Origin of the sequence: Sorangium sp. So ce131, assembly GCF_051519095.1 — a bacterium.
In the GTDB taxonomy this organism is placed as follows: domain Bacteria; phylum Myxococcota_A; class Polyangia; order Polyangiales; family Polyangiaceae; genus Sorangium.
In genome coordinates this window covers 13491282-13513702 of the sequence record NZ_CP150455.1, presented here as the reverse complement: position 1 = coordinate 13513702, position 22421 = coordinate 13491282, and the positions used below count along the sequence as shown (strand labels likewise).

Below are 22421 nucleotides of genomic sequence, written 5' to 3'. Positions count from 1 at the left end.
AGCTCAGCCTGGCTGACGAATGCCCACGGTGTTCTCCAGCAAATGCTGACGGACCTCCCGCGCCCGATCGCGCGACACGGGGACGCGAAGCGTGGGGCCGACCTCGACGATCAGCTCTCCCCCGAGCCGGCTCAGGCCCTGCGCATGCGCGGGGGCGATGAGCCAGTTGCGATGCACGCGTAGAACGCGGCTGCCCAGGGCGGCCCCGAGCGCGTTGAGGGAGAGGTCCATCGAGAATACACCCTCCACGTGGTGGACGTAGGTGAGGCGATCCACCGTCTGAAACGCCAACATGCCGTCGAGGTCCAGGAAGACCAGGCTGTTGTTCTTGCGGGCGACCAGGCGCCGCCGCGCGGCGCCGTGGGCCGGCGGCCGGCGCCGCTCGAGCAGCCGTGCCGCGCACGTCGTGATGCGATCGAGCGTGAACGGCTTGAGGAGATAGTCGACGACGCCCAGCTCGAACCCGTCGAGCGCATACTGCGCCGAGGCGGTGGCGAGCACCACCGCCGGGGGGCTCGCCAGGCCGGCGAGCGACCGGACGAAGTCGAGCCCCGAGCGATCTCCGGGCCGATCGACGAGGCGGACGTCGACAAACGCGACCTCGATGCCGAGCTCGGGGCGCTCGAGCACCTCGCGGGCATCCTCGACGCTCGTCACCGCGGCGATGTCCCCGAAGCTCCCCGTGTCGCGCAGCAGCTCTACCAGGAAGTTGCGAGCGGGCCATTCGTCTTCGATGATCAGAGCGGACAGGGGCTTCATTGGGTCCTCTTCGGTAATACGATCTCGACGCGTGTCCGGCCGGGCCTCGCGTCGACCCGCAGCGAAGCGTCGGCGGACTCGAGGGTGATGCGGCGCCGCACCAGGTCGAGCCCCCGGCCCCCGGGGCGGGCGGAGCCCGGGTCGAAGCCCGGCCCGTCATCCTCGACGATGCAGCGCAAGCGGTCCGCGTCATGGGCGATCCGCAGGGCGACACGACCGCGGCCCGGCCGGCGGAGCGCGCCGTGATGAACCGCGTTCTCCAGCAGCGGCTGCAGCAGCAACGCCGGAACGACGTAGTCCTCCGCCGAGCGGTCCACGTCCCACTCGAACACGAGCCGCCCGAGGTGCCGAGACTCCAGGATCCGAGCGAAGCCCCGGAGCCAGCTCACTTCCTCGCGCACCGTGTGGTGGTGGCGTCGCGACTCCGGCATGGCGTCTCGCAGCAGGTCCCCGAGCGTCGCGATGAGGTCGCGCGCTTCGCGCGGCTCTTCGGTCACGAGGCCTGCGATCGTGTTGAGGGTGTTCAGCACGAAATGAGGTTCGAGCGCGGCGCGGATGCGCGCGAGCTCGGCCTCCTGGCGGAGCGCGTGCCGCTCCTGCTCCAGCCGTCGCTCGGCGCCGATCCGGCGCGGCAGCTCGACGAGCAGGGCCCAGAAGCCGAACAGCGCGTCGCCGTCGAAGAACCCGACGACGGCGGTGGCCCCGAACGTCTGCCGCGGGCCATCGGCGAAGGCGTCCGGCAGCGCTGTGACGAGCAGGAGGACGGCGAGGTGGGTCAGCGAGCTGGTTATCCCGGCCGTCAGCGCGAGGGTAAGCAGCTGCCGCCAGACCGGCGTGCGCTGCGTGTCGAGCCTGCGCGCCACGACCGTGAGCGCGCCGAGGACCGCCGACACCCACGCCGCGATCCCCAGCGCTTCCCGGGCGTCGAGCCTGCTGGTGCTGACCCAGTCGAGCAGCCAGAGCACGGCCGTCGTGATCAGCACGGCCTTGCCGAGGTGGGCGTTTCCGTGGCCAGTGGGCTCGTGCGCCGCCTCGACGCTACCGACCTGGGCTGACATCGTCCGGGCTCGGCATGGGTCCTTGGGGAAAGACATCACGGGAACGTGGCGCCCGCAACGTCATCGCCGCGTGCGAGGCCCTTTCCATCCGATCCCGGACCCGCTGCGAGCTCAGGCGCTCAGCAGGGCCCCGGCGAGGACCAGTGGGTGATCGACGACGTGAACGCCGTGTTCGACGCGTTCACCTGGTTGCCGTTCGTATCGAAGCACCGCACCCTCACCGTCGTCGTCCCGGTCGCCGCGGACGCGCCCCAGTTGACGATCGAGCAATAGTTCGACGAGCTGCCGTAGGCCGTGATCATCGGCACGAACCACGGCCCGGTGTCCCCTCCCCAGTCCGAGTCCGTCAAGGACACGTCCAGATCCCAGGTGTTCGAGGCGTTCGGCGCGACGCTGAACGAGCCGGGCGCGAAGCAAGAGAACGTGCCGACGGCGGCGGCGTAGCCGGTCCCGACGCTGCCGCCGGTGATCCACGCATGTCCGCCGATATGGCCGGGGATGAGCGACCGATCGAGGTACGACAGGCTGAATCCGTTGGTCGAGACCGGGGTCCCGGTCGCGTCATAACACCGCACGTTGACGACGCCGGTGCCCCAGGAGACGACCTTGCATCGGTTCGCGTTCGCGCCGTAGGCGGTCACGTGGACGGCCGCGTTCGCGGACGCCATCCCGGGGAGCGTCACGACGTACATGCTGTTCGCCGCGCTCCACGAGACGGAGTTGACGCCGCCCGACGAGTTCCAGGAGGCGCCGGTGGGCGAAGGGCTCGTCCCGCCGCCGGTGCTGAGATAGGCGCCGCCGTAGGGCGACGTGTCGGTCCCGGAGCGGGAATCGAAGAACACGACGAAGGCGCTATCGGCGAAGCCCCCGGCGGCCGTGTGGCACGACACGAACAGGGAGGTCTTCGCCCCGGAGGAGATGGGGACGGTGAAGAGCTTGCAATGCGCGTTGCTGCCGTAGGCGACGACCTGCGCGCTCCCTCCGGTGCGCATGGCGTTGAAGTCGACCTGGTACTGGCCTGTGGCGAGCTGCGTCCCCACGACGCTGCCGCCGCGCGAGTTGTAGAAGTACGACCCTCCGACGGACCCGCTGGAGAGCACCCACGCCCACCCGGATCCGTTGACGGTCGAGGCCTCGGAGGAGGTGCCTGTCTCCTCGATCGCGCTCTCGTCTCCGGCGAGGTCTCCGGCGTCGTCGCCGGCGTCGGCGACGCACCCTGAAGCGCCGACCAGCGCTGCGATCGAACCGAGGATGAGACCACGACGCTTGAGAAGAAATCCGTTCATGCCTGCCTCCGAGGTGCGAGAGAGACGACCTCTCCGAGGGCGCTCGAGGGCGCCGCGGGTCGCTCGGGAGAGCCCTCAGCAGGTCTCGGGCCAGCGCGGAGCGCCGCGATCTCCGCGGCATTTCAGGGGCGGGTGCGACAGCCGGGGGGCAGCGCTGCCGCGCGCTTCACGGGCGGCTGCGACGCCGCGGGGGCAGCAAGGAGCATCGGCGTGGCCGGCGGCGCCTCGGGGGCATCGCGGACGAGCGCCGCTTCCGCCGCTCCTATTGCGCCGCTTGCTCGTTCGCGTAGGGGTTGAATTCGTTCGTGTAGACGCGGTTCAGGGCGATCTCGCCCGGCTTGAGCTCGCCGCTCTTGACCATCCAATCGATCCAGATCTGGAAGTCGCGCTCCGCGATCAAGCCGCCCTTGCCGGCGACGCCGTAGCTGCGCCAGAACTTGATGGCCGAGTCCTCCTCGTTCCGGCCGCGCTTCTTCATCAGCTCGATGCAGCGGGCCACCACCGTCTCGCGCGGGGTGTTCCGGGCCCACTCGATGGCCTTGGCGGTCGCCTCGACGAAGCGCCGCGCGGTGTTGGGGTTCTCCTTGATGAAGCTGGTCTTCATCACGTAGCTGCCCGCGGTGAACTTGCCGTAGAGCTCGTAGTCCGAGAACAGCGGACGGATGCCGCCGCGCTCGAGCGCGCGATCTCGGTAGATGTCGCCGAGCGACGCCACGTCGACCTGCTTCTCGCGGAGCAGCTGCTCGCCGTTCACCGGCGGAATGACGAGCAGCGTGACGCGCCGGGCCTCCTCCGGCGTGATCTGGTTCCGCGACAGGAACTCCTTGACCATGAACTCGCTGTGAGCGCCGAGCGTGTTCATGGAGATCGACTTGTCCAGCAGATCGCGCGCGGAGCGCAGGGGGCTGTCGTTCAGCACGTAGAAGCCGCTCTGGCGCTGCTCGTCGACACCGTAGTACCCCACGACCGCGACGATGGGCGCCTTGGCCGCGATCAGCTTGATGACGGCGCCGTTGAAGGCGCCGCCGAAGTCGGTATCCCCGGTGACCACGGCCTGCACGCTCTGCGGACCGCTCACCGTGCTGCCGACGAAATTCAGGCGGATCGGCGCGAGATAGCCGAGCTCTTCCGCGAGCTCGATCGGCTGCACCGTGCCGTTGTTGCCCTGGTAGCGGAGCTCGAGCGTCTCGAACTCGCTCCCCGGTCCGGCGGCGGAGGCGCGCGACGCCTCATCGCGCGAGCAGCCCGCCGCGCCGCACAACACCAGCAGGGCGAGCAGGAAGGTCGCAGGCAACGCGGCGCGGAGCAGGCCAGGCCGAACGGAACGCGAAGGAGCCATGTCCGTTATAGTGGACAAGCGTCCGCTAAAATGCAAGCATGCCTGGCAAACATGCCCTCCAGTACCCCGCCCGTCTCTTTCCGCGTGGCCGTGCTCGACGACTACCAGCGTGTTGCGCGCTCGCTCGCGGCGTGGGACACGCTGGGCGCGGGGGTCGAGGTCGTGTACTTTCACGATCACGTGTCCGACGCGCGAGCGCTCGTGGAGCGGCTGGCGCCGTTCGACGCCGTCGTGGCGATGCGCGAGCGGACGCCGTTCCCGCGCGTGGTGCTCGCCGCGCTCCCCAAGCTGCGCTTGCTGGTCACCACCGGCGCACGGAACGCCGCCATCGACGTGGCCGCTGCGCGCGAGCTCGGAGTGGTCGTGTCCGGCACCGGAGGGCTACCCTATCCGACGGCCGAGCTCACCTGGGGTCTGCTGCTCGCGCTGGCGCGGCACATCCCGGCCGAAGATCGCGCCGTGCGCGCCGGCGAATGGCAGACGAGCCTGGGGATCGGCCTGTCCGGCAAGACGCTCGGGCTGCTCGGCCTTGGCCGCCTCGGCGCGCAGGTCGCCCGCGTCGCGCTCGCGTTCGGCATGCGCGTGACCGCCTACAGCCAGAACCTCACGCGCGAGCGCGCCGCCGAGCACGGCGCGACGCTCCTCCCGCTCGACGAGCTCCTGGCGGGCGCGGACGTGGTGAGCATCCACCTCGTGCTCTCGGAGAGGACGCGCGGGCTGCTCGGGGCGCGCGAGCTCAGTCTGCTCAAGCCCGGCGCGCTGCTCGTGAACACCTCGCGCGGCCCGATCGTCGACGAGCGCGCGTTGATCGAGGCGCTCACGAGCGGTCGGCTCGCGGGCGCGGCGCTCGACGTGTTCGACACCGAGCCGCTGCCGGCGGAGCACCCCCTGCGCCGCCTGCCGAACACCGTGCTCACGCCGCACCTCGGCTATGTCACCGAGGAGACGTACCGCATCTTCTACCGCGACGCGCTCGAGGACATCGCCGCGTTCCTCGCCAACCAGCCGGTGAGGGTGTTGTGATCCTGCGAGCGCTCGGTCACGACGACCTCGATCGGCTGCTCGAGCTCTACACACACCTGTTCGAGCGCGACGCGCCGCCGCCCGAGCGCCCGGCGCAGCTCGCCATCTGGCAGCGCATCGTCGAAAGCCCGATGTTGCGGTGCCTGGGCCTCGAGCTGGAAGGGCGCCTGATCAGCTCCTGCACCTTGACCATCACCCCGAACCTCACGCGCGGCGGTCGCCCCTACGGGCAGATCGAGAACGTCGTGACGCACACGGACTACCGGCGACGGGGCTTCGGTCAGGCGCTGATCCGGCACGCGCTCGGCCTGGCCTGGGAGCAGAACTGCTACAAGGTCATGCTGCTGACCGGCCAACGCGACGCGCACCATTTCTACGAGGCGTGCGGCTTCCGCAAGGACATCAAGACCGGCTTCGTCGCGTACCCGTGAACGTGCGCGACGGCGCGCCACGAGCGATGCGGCATCCCCGAGGCGAGCGCGGCCGCGTTTGTCTGCCATAGCGGATGCATGCTACGTTATGACGGATGGGAGCCGCGCTACCGCCCGTCGATCCGGCTGCTATTGCAGTGGAGGTGGAATACTACTTGGGCATCTTCTGGCGCGCGGAGTGTGTGCTCTTGAGGGACACCGGAGCGCGCTGCGCCGGAGACGGGCGCTTGCCAAGCGCGCCGGACGCGCCGGACGCGCCGGACGCGCCGGCGCAGGATGACAGGGCGATGGCGCTGGCCACCTCGAGCCCATCGGAAGGTGGTATTCGATAAGCCGTCCGGCGGATAAGCTCGCTGCCCCCTCTGCCCGGAGCATCGCGAGCATGGCGATCGAGACCACCCGCGCCTTCAACCACTTACTTCCCCCGCACCTGGAGGATCCTTATCCCCTCTTCGAGGAGCTCCGGCGCGAGGCGCCGGTGGTGTTCAACCCGAGCTTCGGGATGTGGTTCGTCTCGCGTCACGAGGACGTCGCGGCCGTGGTCAAGGATCCGGTGCGCTTCAGCTCGGCGCAGGTCCTCGCGCCGATCCAGGAGCCCTCGCCCGCGCTGCTGGCGATCCTGGGCGAGGACCGGAGCGGCGTGTATCCGCTCCTGTCGAGCGATCCGCCGGTCCACACGCGGGTGCGCGGCCTCGTGAGCAAGGCGCTCGCGGGCCCGCGCCTCGCGGCGAGGATGGAGCCGTTCATCCGCGCGATCACGAGCGAGCTCGTGGGCGGTTTCGAGAAGGACGGGCGGGCGGAGCTGATGGCGCGCTTCGCCGCGCCGCTGCCGATCCGCGTGACCAGCCAGCTCTTCGGGATCCCGCTCTCGGAGATGGAGCAGGTGAAGCGGTGGTGCGACGACGAGACCATGTTCCTCATGGGTTTCCTGCCCGAGGAGCAGCGCGCAGAGCTGGCGCGCAGCATCGTCGCGTACCGCAATTTCCTGCGCGCGCTCGTCGAGGATCACCGTGCGACCCCTCGCCCCGATCTGGTGACCGAGCTGATCGAGGCGCGCGCGGAGGGCGAGAGCCCGCTCGACACGCAGGAGCTGGTGGGCACGTTGTGCGTGCTGATCTTCGCGGCGCACCTGACCACGACGAACATGATCGGCAACACGCTCGTGTCGATCCTGCGCGCGCCCGGCGCCTGGCAGGCGCTGCGCGACCGCCCGGAGCTGATCCCCGGCGTGCTCGAGGAGGGCATGCGGTTCGATGCGCCCGTGCAGGGAATGACGCGCACCGTGACCGAGGACTGCCGGATCCGCGGGGTGGACGTGCCGCGCGGCGCGCGGGTGTTTGTGCTGTTCGGATCCGCGAACCGGGACCTGCCCGGCGTGAAGGACCCCGACCGGTTCGATATCGAGCGCGCGGCCGGTCCGAACCTCGCGTTCGGGCGCGGCCCGCATTTCTGCGTCGGTGCGCAGCTCGCGCGCATGGAAGGGTCGATTGCGCTTGAGGAGCTGACGCGGCGGCTGCGCGGCGCGCGCCTCGCAGGCGACGCGCCGCTCTCGTACCTGCCCAACCTCGTGCACCGCGGTCCGGCCGCGCTGAACGTCGCGTGGGACGTGCCGACGTCCTGAGCGGTCAATCCGCAGCTGCTGTGCGCCATCACGTCGCTTTTCCAGGAGGAAGGCGGGTCGCGTAAGGGACCTGCTGTCGCCTGCGACGAGCGGCAGCCGCTATGGCCGACGGGCAACCTGTTTCCTTCCTACTCGTGGAACCGCAGTGTCTCGACCGCGCGCCCGTCCTCCCCCGTCACCATGTTGCCATCGTGGCTCCAGCTCGTGCCGCCTTTGCCCGGCGGTCCGAGCTCATACGTGACGCCCTGGAGCGTGAGCTGGTCCTCGTCGAGGTAGGCGACGCCGATCGAGTCGCCCCCGCGCCCGGGACCGCCGTAGCCGCCGTCGCCCCCTCGGCCGCCGTTGCCCCCGCCACAGGACCAGGTGCCGTCCCCCACGGCGCCGCCCGGCGCGCCTCTGCCGCCTTCGCCGCCCAGTTCGGGGGGCCCGCCATCACCGCCCCACCCTGCGTCAAGTGTCTCGATGAAGCTGTCGCGCACTGTCAGCTTGGCGTGGAGCGCGGCGATGCCGATGCTTGGCTGGCCGTTCCCGCCCCCTTGACCGCCCCGACCGCCGCAGCCTCCTGCGCCGCCCGAGCCGCCGCCGGCGCCTCCCTTGGCGGCCACGCCGCACACGGCGAGCCCGCCGCGACGGCCGCCGCCCCCACCGCCGCCTTGGCCCGGCATACCGCGGCTGCCGTCAGCTGCCTTGTCGCCCTCCCATCCTGTCTCGGTGAGCCGCCCGATGCCCTCGCCAGGCGCGCCGACGCCGCCCCACATGCCGGAGATCCCGGTGACGCCGCCGTAGCAACCACCGTCTGCCCGGTTGCCACGTCCTCCTTGTCCCTGGTGGTCGGGGTTCGGCGTGGGTACGGGGTCGCCGTCCTCCCCATCTCCTGCGCCGTCGGGGAGCCCGTCGCCTCCCTTGCCGCCGACGCTCTGGATCCCGCCCTCGCACGGGTTCACCACCGCGGGCCCGCCGGCGACGGTGGCTGCCGAGCACGCGTCCCCGCCGTACATGCCGTGTGCCCCATGAGGTGCCTGATTCAGCCCGCCCCACTTCTCGCCGTCGCGGCCCCCATTTCCGTACGATGCGCGGAGCTCGCTCCGGATGAACTCCACCGCGGTACCTGACCGAACGAGCATGCCGATGTGGATTCCGCCCAGGAGGGTCATGTGGTCGATCGTCGAGACCCCATCCGCCGCCCCGGTATCGCCGGCGCCCGCCGGCTCGACGGTCAGCGTGATGATTGGATCCTCACGGACGAGAATGCCGGTTGTAAAATCCTCGTCCGTGCGTGCCCATTCTTGGCAGTGAAAGCCCCCGTAGAGGTCCACGCCGGAGGGTAGGACGATGGCTCCTTCGAAGACGTCGTTGCACGCGAACACCCTTCCGCGACCGACGCGTGCTAGGTCAATCGCGCGCAGGAGAGAGCGGACCGGCTTGGCTTTCTTGCCTGGGTTTGCATCGTCGCCGCCAAAGAAGGGCCCGGCGACAAATACGCCACAGCCGTCGTCCAATTGATCGACGGCGAGGTGTTCGAGACAGACCGCTTCCGGCGGTGGTTCGTCTTGGCACGACGATGTGAGCGCGCACGGTGGTCCACCGGCATCAATGGGGCCTGGCGGGGTCTCGCAACCAACCAACGCGAGGGGAACAACGAGTTGGACAATCGTGCGTTTTAGCATCATCGGCATTCCTCGACGGCAGCGCCGCGGTGAGCGACTCAACGAGGCGGCTCGTTTGCCGCACCGAAACGATACAGCTGGCCCGACGGGCCGGTCGCGCCTCTGCCCACCTCGTCGCCTATGCCGGCGTTTCCTGCATGGCCACCTTCTCCGGAGCTCCCAACCTCGATGGTCGTGCCGGGCCGGATGGCCAGATTGGGGACCACGTATGCGATGCCGACGGCAGCGCCGCCGAGACCGCCGCCGGCATCACCGCCGCGGCCGCCAGAGCCGCCGCTGCCACCGTCGCACGCCATCCACATCACACCGCTGATCCCATCGAAACCAATCCCGCCCCGACCACCAGGTCGACCAACGCCCCCCGGTTGGCCAGTTCCGCCGACCCCGCCCTTGCCGCCGTTGCCCGCGATGATCTTCGTGGCCGCGAGTGCTAGCTCAGAGTCCTCCAGTGCAACGATGGCGATGCTCGCACCGCCATAGCCGCCCCCCTTGCCTCCCCTGCCGCCGCAGCCCCCGCTGCCCCCCGAGGCGCCGGCCGCACCGCTCTGGGGGCGACCTGCCGGGCACGCAACCATAGGCCCACGCGACTTGCTGCCGCCCCCGCCGCCGCCTCCTTGCCCTGCAGCACCTTTTTTCCCGTCCTCACCACGGGCACCAATCCATCCGTCGAAGGTGAGGTAGCCTTTACCTACCGCGCCGCCAGCGCGGCCACCGCTTCCTCCATCTGCGCCGGCAATTCCACCTGAGCAAGGCGTGCTGCTCGCGCCCGTCCCTGCCCGGCCGTCGCGCTCTGAATCGTCCGCGGGCTCCGGCTGTCCTGGCGTGCCATCGCCGCCGGCGTCAAGCCCGCCGTCACCGCCGTAGCCACCCGTCGACTCGCTACCGTCGTCGCAAACGGTAACGACCGGAAGGGCGCCCACCGCGGACTCCGCTGTACAGGCGTTTGCACCGTCGTTGCCCACAGCGCCGTCCGTCGCCCGGTCCCGAGGCGCATCCTCTCCCGCCTCACCGTCCGTGCCGTTCCCCGCGACGACCTCGCTCGACACGACGTTCGCCTTGGCTCCCTGGCTCAAGATCATCGCGATCGACGACTTGTGATCCATCGCCGACGCGTCCGCCGCTAGGAGGCGAACGCCGAAGATCGTCGACGTCGCGGCCTCCTCTCCTGAGATGACGCGCAGCGGGATCCCCATCGGCGGAGCAATGGTGGTGAACTGATTCGGCCCGACGACCGACCACTCATACGACAGGTCACCGCCGTCGCACCGACGCCCGCCCCAGAGGTCGACGCCAGAGGGCAGCGTGACTGTCTCCTTGAATGTGCCGCCGCAAACGTACACACGTCGCGTCGGCAACTCGCGCTGGCCTCGCCCATGCGCGGCGAGCCCTACGGCATGTTGCAGTGTCTTCACGGGCGCGCCCTTCGTGCCGGGGTTCTTGTCATCACCGTGCTCGCTGACGAACACCCCGCACTGATCGAGCGCCGGCGCCGTAGCGGGGTCTCCCTCGCACGGGTCGGGCGGAGGCTCCGGATCGGGAGGACACGCCAGCTTCTCCCAGCAATCGTCGGAATAGGAGGTGCACGCCGTCAGCGCGCCAGCTCCATAGAGGTAGACGAGGGCAGCGACGACCGACGTCACAGCGCCCCGGCCTGACAGCAAGCCGATTCCCTCGGCTCCGCGTAGGCTCACCATAACCCCTCGATTCGCGCACCGATCTCCTCCCCGGTCGCAACGGGCGAGACATGGAGCCGATCCCGAGCCGGCGAGGATCCCAGGAAGGAGAGGTCCGTGAAAAAGGACGCGGCGGTCACCGCGCCGACCACACCGCCCGTGATGACGAGGGCCAGACCCGCGCGATCGGACAGGTTGCGCGCGTCTTGCAGGCGGGCCAGCTCGGCACACGGCGAGTTCCGAGGCACTTGCCAGCACATCGACGAGCTCGAAGTGGGCTTGCCCAGGAGCTGGTTGCGCCGGGCGGTCAGCTCGTCGTCGATCTTGCCCGCCCGGATCATGAGGATGGTGCCCACCGAGACGCCGGCCGTCGCGACGGCGATCCCCGCGATGCGCAGCGTCCCCGGCCAGGAAGCCCACGGTCCGGGATCCTTCGCGCGCGCAGCGGGCTGAGCGCTCGCGGGCTTCGCCGTCACCGGCGGCTCCTTGGCGGTGCTCGACGCCGTGCGCGGCAGCTGCATCGAGATCTCCTGCTTGTCGCCTCGCTCGCCGTTGAACGCGTGGAAGGCGTCCTCGCGGCCCGGCGCCCGGGCCCGCACCATGTGTCGTCCGGGCTCGAGGAACAGCTTGTAGGTCCGCGCGGTCCGACCGATGGGCTTGCCGTCGATGAGCACCTCGGCGTCCGGCGGATCGACGGACAGCAGCAGCTCGACAACGTAAAACGCCGCCTTCGCCTGTCCTATCTGGAACCGCTCTTGAAGCGCGCGCGGCAGCGCCCAGTCCTGCTCAAGGCTCCAGGTCAGGTGCTCCGCTGCGTCACGGTACTCACGCAGCTCGAGCTCACAGAGGCCGAGCTCGCCGGCGAGCTCCGCGGGATCGATCGCCGCGCGGCCGAGCTCCGCGCGGTCCAGCTTCACGCCGGGCGGCATGTTTGCGGCATCAAGGGCCGCCTTGTAGGCGTCGCGGGCTGCGGCCCAGTTTCCGCGGTCGCGCGCTTTCCGAGCACGGCGCACAAGGTCCTTTACCGCCGCCCCGTCGCTCCTCTCCGAGGCCGGAGAGCGCTGCTGAGCATCGGCCGCGCTGGAAAAGCCCATCGACGCGCCAAGCGCTAGCAAGAACAACGGCAGGTGCGCACGGCAACACATGCACGTGACGGTACTTACGCCGGAAGCTCGACGTCAACCGACAGGAAACGCAGCTGAGCTGCGCTTTAGATGAGAATTGTTGAACGGATGGCGGAAAGCTGGATCGGTCCCGTGTCGGTGATCTCGTAACTGAACCCGCGGCGCGTGACACTTTATACCACATTATCCTACGAAAGTGATCACGTTCGTGCATTTTGCTGACCCCGAGGGGGCCGCTTCGACGTGCTACCGGTGTGGGCAACCCGTCGAGCATCTCCGGCAGCTTCGAGCTCTTCCGGCGCCTCGCGAGGCGTCTCGGCGTTCCGGCGCGCCACGCGGAGGACGTGGCGCAAGACGCGCTCCTGCGGGGGTTGGACGCGGATCAGCGGATCGGGCCTGACGGCGATCCAGAGGCGTACCGCGTTGCGATCGCCGTCAACCAGGCGCGCGACCATGTGCGGGCCGCGCGCCGTCGGGGAGAGGTCCTGACGTCGTTCGACGAGGCCGATCTCCTGGCCGAGCACCCGAATCCAGAAGACCTGCTCCGCAGGCGGCAGCGGCACGCGCTCACGCGTCTCCTGATCGACCGGCTCGACCCGAAGCACCGGGATCTCTTGATCAAGCACGACATCGAGGAGATCCCGCTCTCCCGGATCGCCGCCGAGCTGGGGCTCAACGTGGAGGCGGTCAAGACGCAGCACCGCCGGGCGCGCGAGCGGCTGGTCGAGGAGAGGCGCCGCTGGACGGCGGAGCAACACACGCGCGGACGGGACGGCGACGCCTGCGTCCCGGTGGCGCTCGGCCTTCACGGTCGCGAGTCGTGGCCGGCCGCGCTGCGGCGCCTGGGCGTCAGGATCCAGGTGCAGGGGGCGCGCGTCGTCGTGACAGGCGCGCTGCTGTCGGGAGCGTCGGCCAGCGTGGGATCGTGGCTGCTGCCCGCGGCGGTGCGCGTGCCCGGCTATGCGCCGCCCGCGGCGCAGGAGGCGACGGCGCCTTCCCGAGAAGACGGCGCGAGCGCCGCCGCAGGGCTCGCCACGTCGGACGCAGCCGACCTCGTGACGCTGACAGGGCGAGGCGACGAGGGAGCGTCGGCCGCCGTGGATCGCGGGCCTGCGGCGTCGGCCGTGTCTCCCCGTCGTCGCGCGGCGCCCGCGAGCGTTGTGCGCCCGAGCGGGGCGCCTGGCAGCGCCGTGCCCTCAGCCGTCAGCGAGCGCGAGCAGCGGCTGATCCGCGACGCCCGGCGCGCGGTGGAAGCCCACAACGCTTTCGCCGATCTCGAAGCGCGCCGGTTGCTGGAGGCTCACAAGCAGGAGTTCCCGCAGGGGTGGCTCGCTCTGGAGCGAGAAGCGCTGCTCAGGCAGGTTCGCTGAATCGTCGGCTGTCGAGCGACAGCTAGATGACGCGGGCGCCGGCGATGTGTTCGGACAGCACAGAGCGTGGCCGCGCGGGTTGAGCTTCATCGGCTGGCACGACCCAAGGTCCAGGCTGGCCGAGAAGCGTGGCTTTACGCCCAACCCGAGCCGTTTGCCGGCCAGAGAGCCGCTCCGCTTGCAGCCCGGCAGTGTGCTCAAGGCGCGGCGGCCCACCCTGGTCGTGGCGTGCTCTCGTGGGCTCGGGCGAGAGCCTGCTGCGCGGCTGCACCACCCGACGATTCCTCTGGTACGCTTGCAGCATGCGTCCCGCTCGATACCCCCGCTCTGCCGCCGAGATCCTCCGCTCCGTGCCGCCGCGCGACCGCGCCCTGCTGCTGCGGCTCGGCCTCAACCTGAACAACCCGGTCCATGCGAAATACTTCGTCGAGGGAGTGCGTGCCGCGGACGACGCGCACGCGGACCAGGTGCGGTGGGAGCGGGAACGGTTGCGCTGAGGGCCGGCCGCTCGGTTGACTCCAGGAGCGCGTCGAGCGCCGGCTCGGGCGAGAGCTCGCGTCGTGACCGCCGGCCGAGGGCTCGTGCCGGATCGCGCCGGAGGTCCGGACCGTGTGCGCGCCGAGGGCGACCTTCGCAGCGCCCGTGTCGGCATCTTGCACCGGGTTCGATTCCCGGCGCCTCCACTCAGAAGACACGGCGAGAGCCGTGTCTTCTGCTTTTTGTGTGCCCTGCGTGTGACCTGACAAAGTTCAGCAGGGGTGGATCGCTGCACGGATGGATGTAGGCGGGACCACCAGAAGCGGGCGCGGCGGGTGACGCCAGGGTACGGGGCTCCACGGAGCTCTACGAGCGGCATCAGGCCAGCAGGGGCGACCCCGGGTCCGAGGCTGCAACGCCCCGGGCTCGCAAGGGCGAACAGGCGAACGGCGCTACTGTGCGAGCATGTGGGCCGCGGGTGGAGATCCTGGCCATGCCCGCCTGACTTCCCACCCCTGCCGGCGGCCCCCCTGCCGAGCGCATGCCCCGTTTTGACACGGGACGGCATCTCCGCTGGCCTCGCAGAGCGTGGTGGCCATGGGGGTAGCTGTAGCGGCAGCGAGGACTGTAGATGATCGCGGCAACCCGCGGGAATTCGGTGAAGTTCACCGGTGAAATCCGCAGCCGATGCCGGTGAAGACGACGCCGGATGCCGGTGAAGTTCACCGGTGAAGAGGTCGCTCAGTGCTTTTTGGTGCGGCGCTGCTTGGTGCGGGTGGCGCTCAGCTCCTTGGCTTCCTTGAGCCGGTAGCTCTCGGCCTCGATCTCGATCACCTCGGCGCGGTGCACGAGCCGGTCGACGAGCGTGACGACGCACGCGGCGTGCGGGAAGACCTGGCCCCAGTCGGCGAAGGCCTTGTTCGTGCTGAGCAGGATCGGCTTTTGCGCGTCGTAGCGTCGGGTGACGACCTCGAAGAGCAGGTCGGCGTAGCGGCTATCGTAGGAGAGGTAGCCGACTTCATCGATGCAGAGAAGCGCGGGGACCGTGTAGCGGCGCAGCCTTCGCGCGAGCGCGGCCGAGGACTCCTGCGCGGCGAGGTCGGCGAGCATGTCGCTCGCGGTCGAGAAGCGGACCGTGTGCCCGCGGACGACGGCTTGGTGGGCGACGTTCTTGAGAATCATGGTCTTGCCGACACCGTTGGGGCCGACGAGCACGGCGTTGTGGCCGGTGGCGAGGAAGCCGGGGGCAAAGAGGTCGTCGACGGCCTCACGGTCGATCTTTTTGGGCCAGGACCAGTCGAAGTCGGTCATGGGCTTGAAGGCGGCGACGCGGGAGTTCTTCAGGCGGCGTTCGAGGCTGCGCTTGTGGCGCTCGCGCTCCTCGATGGCGAGCACCTCGCCAAGCCAGGGCTTGTCGGCGAGCTGCTCCCAGCAGGCGAGCAAGCCGAAGAGGCCGAGGTTCTTGAGGCGGTCTTTGGTCTCGTTGGGCGTCAGGTCGGGCATGGCGTCGAGTCCTTTTTCAGCGCGTCATACGTAGCGAGCGAATGCGGCGTGACGACGAGGTCGGCGTGCTGGCCGCGGGTGACGGGGATCGAGACGGGAGGCGGCATGCTCCGCTCGGAGCGGCGGCGGTCGAGCACCTGGCGGACGGCACCGACGTGGATGGCGTCGCGCTCGAGCACCTCGACGAGGGCCTCTTCGAGTTCGGCGGCGCCGACGGCATCGAGCAGATGTAGAAGCCGGGCGATCGCGCTGCCGATGTTGTCGCCGCGTTCGGCGACGACGCGGAGGAAGGCCTGGCTGCTGCGGGCGGCGCGGGCGAGCCGATCGAGGCCGCGGTGCTCGCGGGCGCGGCGCTTCTCATCGACGAGCCGCTGGATGTGCTCGGGCTGCTCGATCTGCTGGCCGCGGTCCCACGAGCGGACGTGGGTCGCGACGATCTCGTTGCCGTCGGCGATGCGCACCTGATCGAGATCGGCGAGGACGACGAGCGTGCGGCGCGTCCGGTCATGGGGGACCGAGTAGTCGTTGAGATCGAAGCGCGCGTAGGGGGTCTTTCCCACCTCGACCTCGATGCGCTCGTGGGCCGGGAACGGGGTGTCGGGGTGTCGCAAGAGCACGCTGCGCTCGTCGTCGAAGGCCTGGCGGACGGTGCGGGTGCGGTCCTCGACCCAGGAGCGATCGAGCGCCGCGGAGCTGGTCCACTCGGCCGCTTGTCGGTTGAGGTCGCCGAGATCGGCATAGCTCCGGGCCTCGAAGAAGGCCTCGCGGACGTAACGGATGGCGCGCTCGACGCGGCCCTTCTCGTTGCCGCGGGCGACGGCGACGGGGCGCGGCTCGAAGCGGTAATGCGCCGACAGAGCCAGCAGCGTGGGGTGGAACCGGATCGCGTCGCCGTGGCGCTCCACGACAGCGCTCTTGAGGTTGTCGTAGAGCAGCACGCGCGGGATGCCGCCGAAATCGGCGAACGCCTCGACGTGCCCGCGCACGAAGAAGGGCATCCCCGCGCCGGGGAAGAAGCGCAAGAAGATGCGCCGCGAGTAGCTGAGCACCATGACGAAGGCCCAGAGTGGGCGCAGCGCTCGGCCGACAGCCAGCTTGCCGAAGTGTGCCCAGTCGACCTGCGCTTGCTCGCCGGGCAGCGTGCGCAGCCGCTGGAATGCCTCCGCCGGCTTCTTGGGGCGCAGGCGGCCGATCACCCGGCGCAGATGATCGGGACCGCCCGGATAGCCGCGCTCCTTGATCATGACGAAGAGACGGCTTGAGCGCAGCGAGGGGTACTTGCCGAGCTGCTCGACAATAAAGGGCACGAACGGGTCGACCATGGACGGGCGCGGCGCGACGACCTTCGGGTCGACGCCCGCCTGCCCGAGCACGCGCTGCACGGTGGTGTGGTGCAGCCCGAGCTGGCCGGCGATGGTGCCCACGGGCCACTTCTCGCCGTGGTAGAGGCGCAAGATCTCGGTCTCCTTCTCCTTGGCGATCACCATCGCCTCCCGTCACCGCGGAGGGCCTTGAGGGACGCGGGGAGCGCGTCGGTGAAGAACTGGCCGAGCGCGCCGCTCGCGCGTGGCCCAGGGCGGAAGCCGCGCTCCGCAGAGCGAGCAGCGGCCGACATCTCGGATCCGATCGTCATCGTCGTCCTTTCGGCCGGAGGAGAGCTCCGGCGCGAGCTGGGACGTCGACGCGGCCGCGGCTTGCGTCACCCCGTGATGCGTCACTTTCTGCGCGGAGAACTTGGCCCGCTGCCGGTCGCGGTAGCGGGCCTGGCGAGCGGCATGGAGGCGGCGAGCGCGAGGCCGTGTGCGCTAGGCGGCGCCGGCGCGGCGGAGCGACTCACGACGCCGGAGCGGGCGGCAGTCGCGGCAGCTGCGCTGGCCGCGATCGCAGCGGCGGCAGAGGCGAAGCTGGACGCGGCAGCGGGTGCAGACGGCGAGGCGGTAGGCGGACGACGGCAACGGGCTCCATGCCGCCGTTTTCTGGACCTGGAGCCCGGCTTGTGATGAAGGTGGGGCACTCCGGTAAGGCGGAGCTCCAGAAGGCTCGAGGGTGGCAGCCCTCGGGCCTTCGACTTTTCGGCGGGCGCAACGTCTACGCCACGGGGGCGGGCGCGGCCCAGATCGGCGCAGGGGCCGGCGGTGAACGGTGAACGCCGGCGATCATGTGGCCGCGGTCTTCACCGACCCGACGCGGGACGAGATGATCACCGACAGGGATCCCGCTAGTACGGGGCAGCACCCTCTGCGAGGCCGGCATGGGCGAGGAATTCCCGCGCCGCTGACAATGGCGAACCGGCGGACTCAGAGATCCAGCTCGGCGAGATCGGTGCTCGCGAGGACGCGCTTCCGCGCCGCCGCGGGCCGCCGCCGCGGGCCGGAGACCTCCAGCCCGTACCCCCAGGGCAGACGGCGCAGGTCGGCCTTTTGCCCAAGGCTGGCCATCACAGCCGAGCGAGCTGTCCGTCTTCGAGCAGCACCCAGGGGGCCGAAGCTGAGTACGCCTCGGTTCCAGCGATGGGCAGGCTTGGCGCATCCGTGAGTCGATCGAGTCCCTTGTCTCGGAGCTGCTTCCCGCGCTCGGTGAGGCGGTAGACCTCCGAAAGCATCGGGTAGCCAGCGTTAGGCGGCTTGGGGCCAGGCGCACGCTCTACGGCCACGCTTGCATCGTGGTCGGCCCAATGCTCTAACCGGCGTGGCAGGAAGAGGTCGCCTGTGCAGTATATCAACTGCCTGAGCTCCACGCCCGATTGCGATTTGTGGGCAAATACGGCCACCGGAGTCTGCCACTCCATCGGCAGAATGGTCAAGAGCAGCTCGTCGAATCGGCTGAGACGTAGGACTCCTTCCGTCGTCCTCCTTGGGAAGAAGCACGAGAGAAGCGTCCACAGGGGAGCGAGTTCAGGGAACCCTTCAACACCACGAACGCAGCTTTCGACGAACAGTAAGGGGTTCTCATCGACGTAACTGTCCCAGAGACGGATGGCATGCTCGTAGCCCTCGCGTGGCCAAGGCTGCGCGTTGTCGAGGCGCTCTAGGAGAACGTCGTCCGGATAATCAGATACCGATGAGGAGCAATCGAACGGCGGCATCGGCTCCTCAGGAACTCCCGCGAGGGGAAGCGGCTCGAACTCGAGGACGAAGACGTCGCCGCACGCGATCCCCAGCTGGCACAGCCAGCTGCAGGCTCTCCAGAGGTTCACCCGCTCGTAAACGCTCGATGACGCCCACAGGACAACTGGCGGCTTCCAGCAGACACCAGACGAATATAGCATGTCGAATTTTTCTGGCGAGGCCCAAAACATTTCACGCGCGCGAGCATGCTCCTCAGCATTTTGGCGGCTCGGGCCGATGATGAGGCAATCAGATGCAAGCACGATGCTGGACGCGCCCATGCGCAACAGCTGCTCAGCTGTCGGCGTGTCGAAGGCGACATGGGTCGCATTGTGAAGGGTTGGATGATCGCCCATGGTCATTCAAATCCACACTCGTAACATTCCGAATACTTATATGGAAGCTTGCTGATGCAGTTCCTCTGGCAAATCGCACAGAGAGTCTTAAAATCAATTATACGAGTACACGGATGACCCTTGGCCACACAGTCCTCGTACATGTCAGTGCATGTTCTAGACGGCGTGCACCCTGCCATCAGCGCAAGCGAATCGCTCCCCACTTCTTCGCCTCCGCCCTCGCCTTCATCGCCGCCTCTGAGAAAATCTCCCGCCCCTACGGATTCTGTCGGAATCTCATCGCCCCCACTTCCTGGCTCCACGGTCTGGCAGGTGTAGGACAAGTCACACGCCGACGCGAGCACCATCGCGAGCCCGCCGCACAGCACGAGCGCGCCCGCCTTCAGCTTCAAGCCGTACCCCATGTCGTCCTCCCCATCCCGGATGGGCGCACCGTTCTCTCAGCAGAAGGACGGCGTCAACAGGTGGCCCAGGTCACATTCCGTCCGTGCCGTCTTCGCACCCAAGCTGAGGGTGCTCGGTCTCAGGCGATGCTCGACCCCTCCCGTAAGCCGCCGAAGCATCACGTCCCCAACGGAAACATCAGCAGCTCCGACCGCCAATTACGGGCAACCCCTCGGTTTCGCCACGCCGTGTGACCTGCGTGTGCCCCGACTCCAGGGTACGGGGCTCCACGAGAGGGCACTCGGGTATACGAGAGGAATCGGGCCCTCGATGGCCTCAGATACCGCTCCGACGCGTCCGACTGTAGATGATCGCGGCAACCCGCGGGAATTCGGTGAAGTTCACCGGTGAAATCCGCAGCCGATGCCGGTGAAGACGACGCCGGATGCCGGTGAAGTTCACCGGTGAAGAGGTCGCTCAGTGCTTTTTGGTGCGGCGCTGCTTGGTGCGGGTGGCGCTCAGCTCCTTGGCTTCCTTGAGCCGGTAGCTCTCGGCCTCGATCTCGATCACCTCGGCGCGGTGCACGAGCCGGTCGACGAGCGTGACGACGCACGCGGCGTGCGGGAAGACCTGGCCCCAGTCGGCGAAGGCCTTGTTCGTGCTGAGCAGGATCGGCTTTTGCGCGTCGTAGCGTCGGGTGACGACCTCGAAGAGCAGGTCGGCGTAGCGGCTATCGTAGGAGAGGTAGCCGACTTCATCGATGCAGAGAAGCGCGGGGACCGTGTAGCGGCGCAGCCTTCGCGCGAGCGCGGCCGAGGACTCCTGCGCGGCGAGGTCGGCGAGCATGTCGCTCGCGGTCGAGAAGCGGACCGTGTGCCCGCGGACGACGGCTTGGTGGGCGACGTTCTTGAGGATCATGGTCTTGCCGACACGCAAGAAGATGCGCCGCGAGTAGCTGAGCACCATGACGAAGGCCCAGAGTGGGCGCAGCGCTCGGCCGACAGCCAGCTTGCCGAAGTGCGCCCAGTCGACCTGCGCTTGCTCGCCGGGCAGCGTGCGCAGCCGCTGGAATGCCTCCGCCGGCTTCTTGGGGCGCAGGCGGCCGATCACCCGGCGCAGATGATCGGGACCGCCCGGATAGCCGCGCTCCTTGATCATGACGAAGAGACGGCTTGAGCGCAGCGAGGGGTACTTGCCGAGCTGCTCGACAATAAAGGGCACGAACGGGTCGACCATGGACGGGCGCGGCGCGACGACCTTCGGGTCGACGCCCGCCTGCCCGAGCACGCGCTGCACGGTGGTGTGGTGCAGCCCGAGCTGGCCGGCGATGGTGCCCACGGGCCACTTCTCGCCGTGGTAGAGGCGCAAGATCTCGGTCTCCTTCTCCTTGGCGATCACCATCGCCTCCCGTCACCGCGGAGGGCCTTGAGGGACGCGGGGAGCGCGTCGGTGAAGAACTGGCCGAGCGCGCCGCTCGCGCGTGGCCCAGGGCGGAAGCCGCGCTCCGCAGAGCGAGCAGCGGCCGACATCTCGGATCCGATCGTCATCGTCGTCCTTTCGGCCGGAGGAGAGCTCCGGCGCGAGCTGGGACGTCGACGCGGCCGCGGCTTGCGTCACCCCGTGATGCGTCACTTTCTGCGCGGAGAACTTGGCCCGCTGCCGGTCGCGGTAGCGGGCCTGGCGAGCGGCATGGAGGCGGCGAGCGCGAGGCCGTGTGCGCTAGGCGGCGCCGGCGCGGCGGAGCGACTCACGACGCCGGAGCGGGCGGCAGTCGCGGCAGCTGCGCTGGCCGCGATCGCAGCGGCGGCAGAGGCGAAGCTGGACGCGGCAGCGGGTGCAGACGGCGAGGCGGTAGGCGGACGACGGCAACGGGCTCCATGCCGCCGTTTTCTGGACCTGGAGCCCGGCTTGTGATGAAGGTGGGGCACTCCGGTAAGGCGGAGCTCCAGAAGGCTCGAGGGTGGCAGCCCTCGGGCCTTCGACTTTTCGGCGGGCGCAACGTCTACGCCACGGGGGCGGGCGCGGCCCAGATCGGCGCAGGGGCCGGCGGTGAACGGTGAACGCCGGCGATCATGTGGCCGCGGTCTTCACCGACCCGACGCGGGACGAGATGATCACCGACATACCCCCCCGAGCCAGATGGCACGGGCCGGCCTCCCTGCCACAGGCTGGCCCTCAGAGCCGAGCCAGCCGTCCGTCTTCGAGCAGCACCCAGGGAGCTGATGCTGAGTACGCCTCGGTCCCAGCGATGGGCAGGCTTGGCGCATCCGTGAGCTGATCGAGTCCCTTGTCTCGGAGCCGCACGCCACGCTCGGTGAGGCGATAGACCTCCGAGAGCAGCGGGTAGCCAGCGTTGGGGGGCTTCGGGCCAGGAGCGCGCTCCACAGTGGCGCTCAAGTCGTGCTTCGCCCATTGGGCGAGACGGTCTCCCAAGAACAGGTCCCCTGTACAGGAGACGAGATCCCGCAAGTTTAACCCAAGTTCCGACTTGTTGCAGATTACTCTCACTGGAGTTTGCCACTCGTCCACAGACAGGATGGCGAGAATCAGGTCGTCATACCTGCTGAGACGCAGAGCCCCCTCCGTGGTCCTCCGTGGAAAGAAGTAAGAGAGGAGTGCCCACAGAGAAGCAAGTTCTGGAAAGCCTTCGACGCCAGTGATGCAGGCCTCGACGAAAGGCAAGGGGTTCTCGTCGGCGTAGCTTTCCCAGAGGCGAATGGCGCGTTCATAGCGCTCCACCGGCCACGGTCGCGTCTTGCCGAGGCGATCCAGAAGAACCTCGTTGGGATGGTGGGCTACCGATCCGGAGCAGTCAAACGGCGGGATCCTCGGTGGCTCGGGAAACCTTTTCACTGTGCCGTATACACGCTCGAACTCGACGATGAGGACGTCGTTGCACTCGATCCCCAGGCTTCGCAAATAACCACATACTCTCCAGAGATTCACCCGGTCATCAAGACTCACCGTTGTCCACAAGACGACGGGCGGCTCCCAGCGGACATCGGAGGAATATAGCTGATCCCACTTTTCACCCGCATCATCTGTGTCCGAACATTGCTCACATGAAGAAGACCACGCCTCACGCGTCCGAACGTGCTCAGCGGCATCCACGCGGCTCGGACCGATAATAAGGTGCTCGTGCGCACGCACGATGTTGGTTGCACCGAGCTGCACTAGGCGCTCTGCGGCTGGCGCGTCGAAGGTGACGTGTGTCGCGCTGAGAAGGATGGAGGGGATCGTCAT

18 protein-coding genes are annotated in these 22421 nt (G+C 68.9%); 5 read left to right on the top strand and 13 right to left on the bottom strand.

All coding sequences use genetic code 11. The features are described 5' to 3' along the window. Positions 1 to 3 precede the first annotated feature (3 nt). The 4 genes from WMF43_RS49195 to WMF43_RS49180 all read right to left on the bottom strand — a co-directional run bounded on the left by WMF43_RS49195 (position 4) and on the right by WMF43_RS49180 (position 4442). Complete coding sequence (locus tag WMF43_RS49195; protein ID WP_437675821.1) at positions 4 to 759, bottom strand: LytR/AlgR family response regulator transcription factor; 756 nt, start codon at positions 757 to 759, stop codon at positions 4 to 6. Beyond that, positions 756 to 1817 (bottom strand): sensor histidine kinase, encoded by a 1062-nt coding sequence (locus tag WMF43_RS49190; protein ID WP_437675820.1) that lies wholly within the window; start codon positions 1815 to 1817, stop codon positions 756 to 758. Before WMF43_RS49190 ends, WMF43_RS49195 begins: the two co-directional genes overlap by 4 nt. A gap of 119 nt (positions 1818 to 1936) precedes the next feature. Next, positions 1937 to 3103 (bottom strand): hypothetical protein, encoded by a 1167-nt coding sequence (locus tag WMF43_RS49185; protein WP_437675819.1) that lies wholly within the window; start codon positions 3101 to 3103, stop codon positions 1937 to 1939. Between the two features lie 262 nt (positions 3104 to 3365). Then, the gene (locus WMF43_RS49180; protein WP_437675818.1) at positions 3366 to 4442 is read right to left on the bottom strand and encodes an ABC transporter substrate-binding protein; all 1077 of its coding nucleotides are present in this window, start codon (positions 4440 to 4442) and stop codon (positions 3366 to 3368) included. A gap of 51 nt (positions 4443 to 4493) precedes the next feature. Here WMF43_RS49180 and WMF43_RS49175 point away from each other — a divergent pair, with 51 nt between their 5' ends. The 3 genes from WMF43_RS49175 (at position 4494) to WMF43_RS49165 (ending at position 7517) form a co-directional block, all read left to right on the top strand. After that, positions 4494 to 5465 carry a D-2-hydroxyacid dehydrogenase family protein gene (locus WMF43_RS49175; RefSeq protein ID WP_437675817.1) on the top strand — a complete coding sequence of 324 codons (972 nt, stop codon included), beginning with the start codon at positions 4494 to 4496 and terminating at the stop codon, positions 5463 to 5465. After that, on the top strand, positions 5462 to 5896 hold the full coding sequence (locus WMF43_RS49170) for a GNAT family N-acetyltransferase (protein ID WP_437675816.1): 435 nt from the start codon (positions 5462 to 5464) through the stop codon (positions 5894 to 5896). Before WMF43_RS49175 ends, WMF43_RS49170 begins: the two co-directional genes overlap by 4 nt. A 382-nt stretch (positions 5897 to 6278) precedes the next feature. After that, positions 6279 to 7517 carry a cytochrome P450 gene (locus WMF43_RS49165; RefSeq protein ID WP_437675815.1) on the top strand — a complete coding sequence of 413 codons (1239 nt, stop codon included), beginning with the start codon at positions 6279 to 6281 and terminating at the stop codon, positions 7515 to 7517. A gap of 128 nt (positions 7518 to 7645) precedes the next feature. Here WMF43_RS49165 and WMF43_RS49160 read toward each other — a convergent pair whose 3' ends face one another. From WMF43_RS49160 to WMF43_RS49150, 3 genes are read right to left on the bottom strand one after another with little or no spacing between them, the layout of a single operon-like run. Then, positions 7646 to 9184 carry a hypothetical protein gene (locus WMF43_RS49160; RefSeq protein ID WP_437684243.1) on the bottom strand — a complete coding sequence of 513 codons (1539 nt, stop codon included), beginning with the start codon at positions 9182 to 9184 and terminating at the stop codon, positions 7646 to 7648. Positions 9185 to 9222: 38 nt separating this feature from the next. Next, on the bottom strand, positions 9223 to 10878 hold the full coding sequence (locus WMF43_RS49155) for a hypothetical protein (protein WP_437675814.1): 1656 nt from the start codon (positions 10876 to 10878) through the stop codon (positions 9223 to 9225). Next, positions 10872 to 11774 (bottom strand): PEGA domain-containing protein, encoded by a 903-nt coding sequence (locus tag WMF43_RS49150; protein ID WP_437675813.1) that lies wholly within the window; start codon positions 11772 to 11774, stop codon positions 10872 to 10874. The genes WMF43_RS49155 and WMF43_RS49150 overlap by 7 nt, the downstream gene beginning before the upstream one ends. A 461-nt stretch (positions 11775 to 12235) precedes the next feature. Between WMF43_RS49150 and WMF43_RS49145 the strand changes: the two genes are divergently transcribed. Together WMF43_RS49145 and WMF43_RS49140 are read left to right on the top strand one after the other, a co-directional pair. Beyond that, positions 12236 to 13351 carry an RNA polymerase sigma factor gene (locus WMF43_RS49145; protein ID WP_437675812.1) on the top strand — a complete coding sequence of 372 codons (1116 nt, stop codon included), beginning with the start codon at positions 12236 to 12238 and terminating at the stop codon, positions 13349 to 13351. Positions 13352 to 13653: 302 nt separating this feature from the next. Then, positions 13654 to 13848: a hypothetical protein gene (locus WMF43_RS49140; RefSeq protein ID WP_437675811.1), complete on the top strand. Its 195-nt coding sequence runs from the start codon at positions 13654 to 13656 to the stop codon at positions 13846 to 13848. A gap of 721 nt (positions 13849 to 14569) precedes the next feature. Here the strand turns inward: WMF43_RS49140 and WMF43_RS49135 are convergent. From WMF43_RS49135 to WMF43_RS49110, 6 genes are all read right to left on the bottom strand, one after another. Then, positions 14570 to 15331: an ATP-binding protein gene (locus tag WMF43_RS49135; protein WP_437675810.1), complete on the bottom strand. Its 762-nt coding sequence runs from the start codon at positions 15329 to 15331 to the stop codon at positions 14570 to 14572. Further along, positions 15319 to 16818, bottom strand: a complete 1500-nt coding sequence (gene istA, locus WMF43_RS49130) for an IS21 family transposase (protein WP_437675809.1) — start codon at positions 16816 to 16818, stop codon at positions 15319 to 15321. The genes WMF43_RS49135 and istA overlap by 13 nt, the downstream gene beginning before the upstream one ends. Positions 16819 to 17628: 810 nt before the next feature. Continuing rightward, positions 17629 to 17769, bottom strand: coding sequence for a hypothetical protein (locus WMF43_RS49125; protein ID WP_437675808.1), 141 nt, complete (start codon positions 17767 to 17769; stop codon positions 17629 to 17631). Continuing rightward, positions 17769 to 18800 (bottom strand): hypothetical protein, encoded by a 1032-nt coding sequence (locus WMF43_RS49120; protein ID WP_437675807.1) that lies wholly within the window; start codon positions 18798 to 18800, stop codon positions 17769 to 17771. The genes WMF43_RS49125 and WMF43_RS49120 overlap by 1 nt, the downstream gene beginning before the upstream one ends. 855 nt (positions 18801 to 19655) lie before the next feature. Then, on the bottom strand, positions 19656 to 20579 hold the full coding sequence (locus tag WMF43_RS49115; RefSeq protein WP_437675806.1) for an ATP-binding protein: 924 nt from the start codon (positions 20577 to 20579) through the stop codon (positions 19656 to 19658). Between the two features lie 774 nt (positions 20580 to 21353). Beyond that, positions 21354 to 22421 carry a DUF1835 domain-containing protein gene (locus WMF43_RS49110; RefSeq protein ID WP_437675805.1) on the bottom strand — a complete coding sequence of 356 codons (1068 nt, stop codon included), beginning with the start codon at positions 22419 to 22421 and terminating at the stop codon, positions 21354 to 21356.

Excerpts from the sequence above, each read along its gene's own strand:
- WMF43_RS49195 (WP_437675821.1), bottom strand. The coding sequence starts at position 759 with ATGAAGCCCCTGTCCGCTCTGATCATCGAAGACGAATGGCCCGCTCGC.
- WMF43_RS49190 (WP_437675820.1), bottom strand. The coding sequence starts at position 1,817 with ATGTCAGCCCAGGTCGGTAGCGTCGAGGCGGCGCACGAGCCCACTGGC.
- WMF43_RS49185 (WP_437675819.1), bottom strand. The coding sequence starts at position 3,103 with ATGAACGGATTTCTTCTCAAGCGTCGTGGTCTCATCCTCGGTTCGATC.
- WMF43_RS49180 (WP_437675818.1), bottom strand. The coding sequence starts at position 4,442 with ATGGCTCCTTCGCGTTCCGTTCGGCCTGGCCTGCTCCGCGCCGCGTTG.
- WMF43_RS49175 (WP_437675817.1), top strand. The coding sequence starts at position 4,494 with ATGCCCTCCAGTACCCCGCCCGTCTCTTTCCGCGTGGCCGTGCTCGAC.
- WMF43_RS49165 (WP_437675815.1), top strand. The coding sequence starts at position 6,279 with ATGGCGATCGAGACCACCCGCGCCTTCAACCACTTACTTCCCCCGCAC.
- WMF43_RS49160 (WP_437684243.1), bottom strand. The coding sequence starts at position 9,184 with ATGCTAAAACGCACGATTGTCCAACTCGTTGTTCCCCTCGCGTTGGTT.
- WMF43_RS49155 (WP_437675814.1), bottom strand. The coding sequence starts at position 10,878 with ATGGTGAGCCTACGCGGAGCCGAGGGAATCGGCTTGCTGTCAGGCCGG.
- WMF43_RS49140 (WP_437675811.1), top strand. The coding sequence starts at position 13,654 with ATGCGTCCCGCTCGATACCCCCGCTCTGCCGCCGAGATCCTCCGCTCC.
- WMF43_RS49135 (WP_437675810.1), bottom strand. The coding sequence starts at position 15,331 with ATGCCCGACCTGACGCCCAACGAGACCAAAGACCGCCTCAAGAACCTC.
- istA (WP_437675809.1), bottom strand. The coding sequence starts at position 16,818 with ATGGTGATCGCCAAGGAGAAGGAGACCGAGATCTTGCGCCTCTACCAC.
- WMF43_RS49125 (WP_437675808.1), bottom strand. The coding sequence starts at position 17,769 with ATGGCCAGCCTTGGGCAAAAGGCCGACCTGCGCCGTCTGCCCTGGGGG.
- WMF43_RS49120 (WP_437675807.1), bottom strand. The coding sequence starts at position 18,800 with ATGACCATGGGCGATCATCCAACCCTTCACAATGCGACCCATGTCGCC.
- WMF43_RS49115 (WP_437675806.1), bottom strand. The coding sequence starts at position 20,579 with ATGGTGATCGCCAAGGAGAAGGAGACCGAGATCTTGCGCCTCTACCAC.
- WMF43_RS49110 (WP_437675805.1), bottom strand. The coding sequence starts at position 22,421 with ATGACGATCCCCTCCATCCTTCTCAGCGCGACACACGTCACCTTCGAC.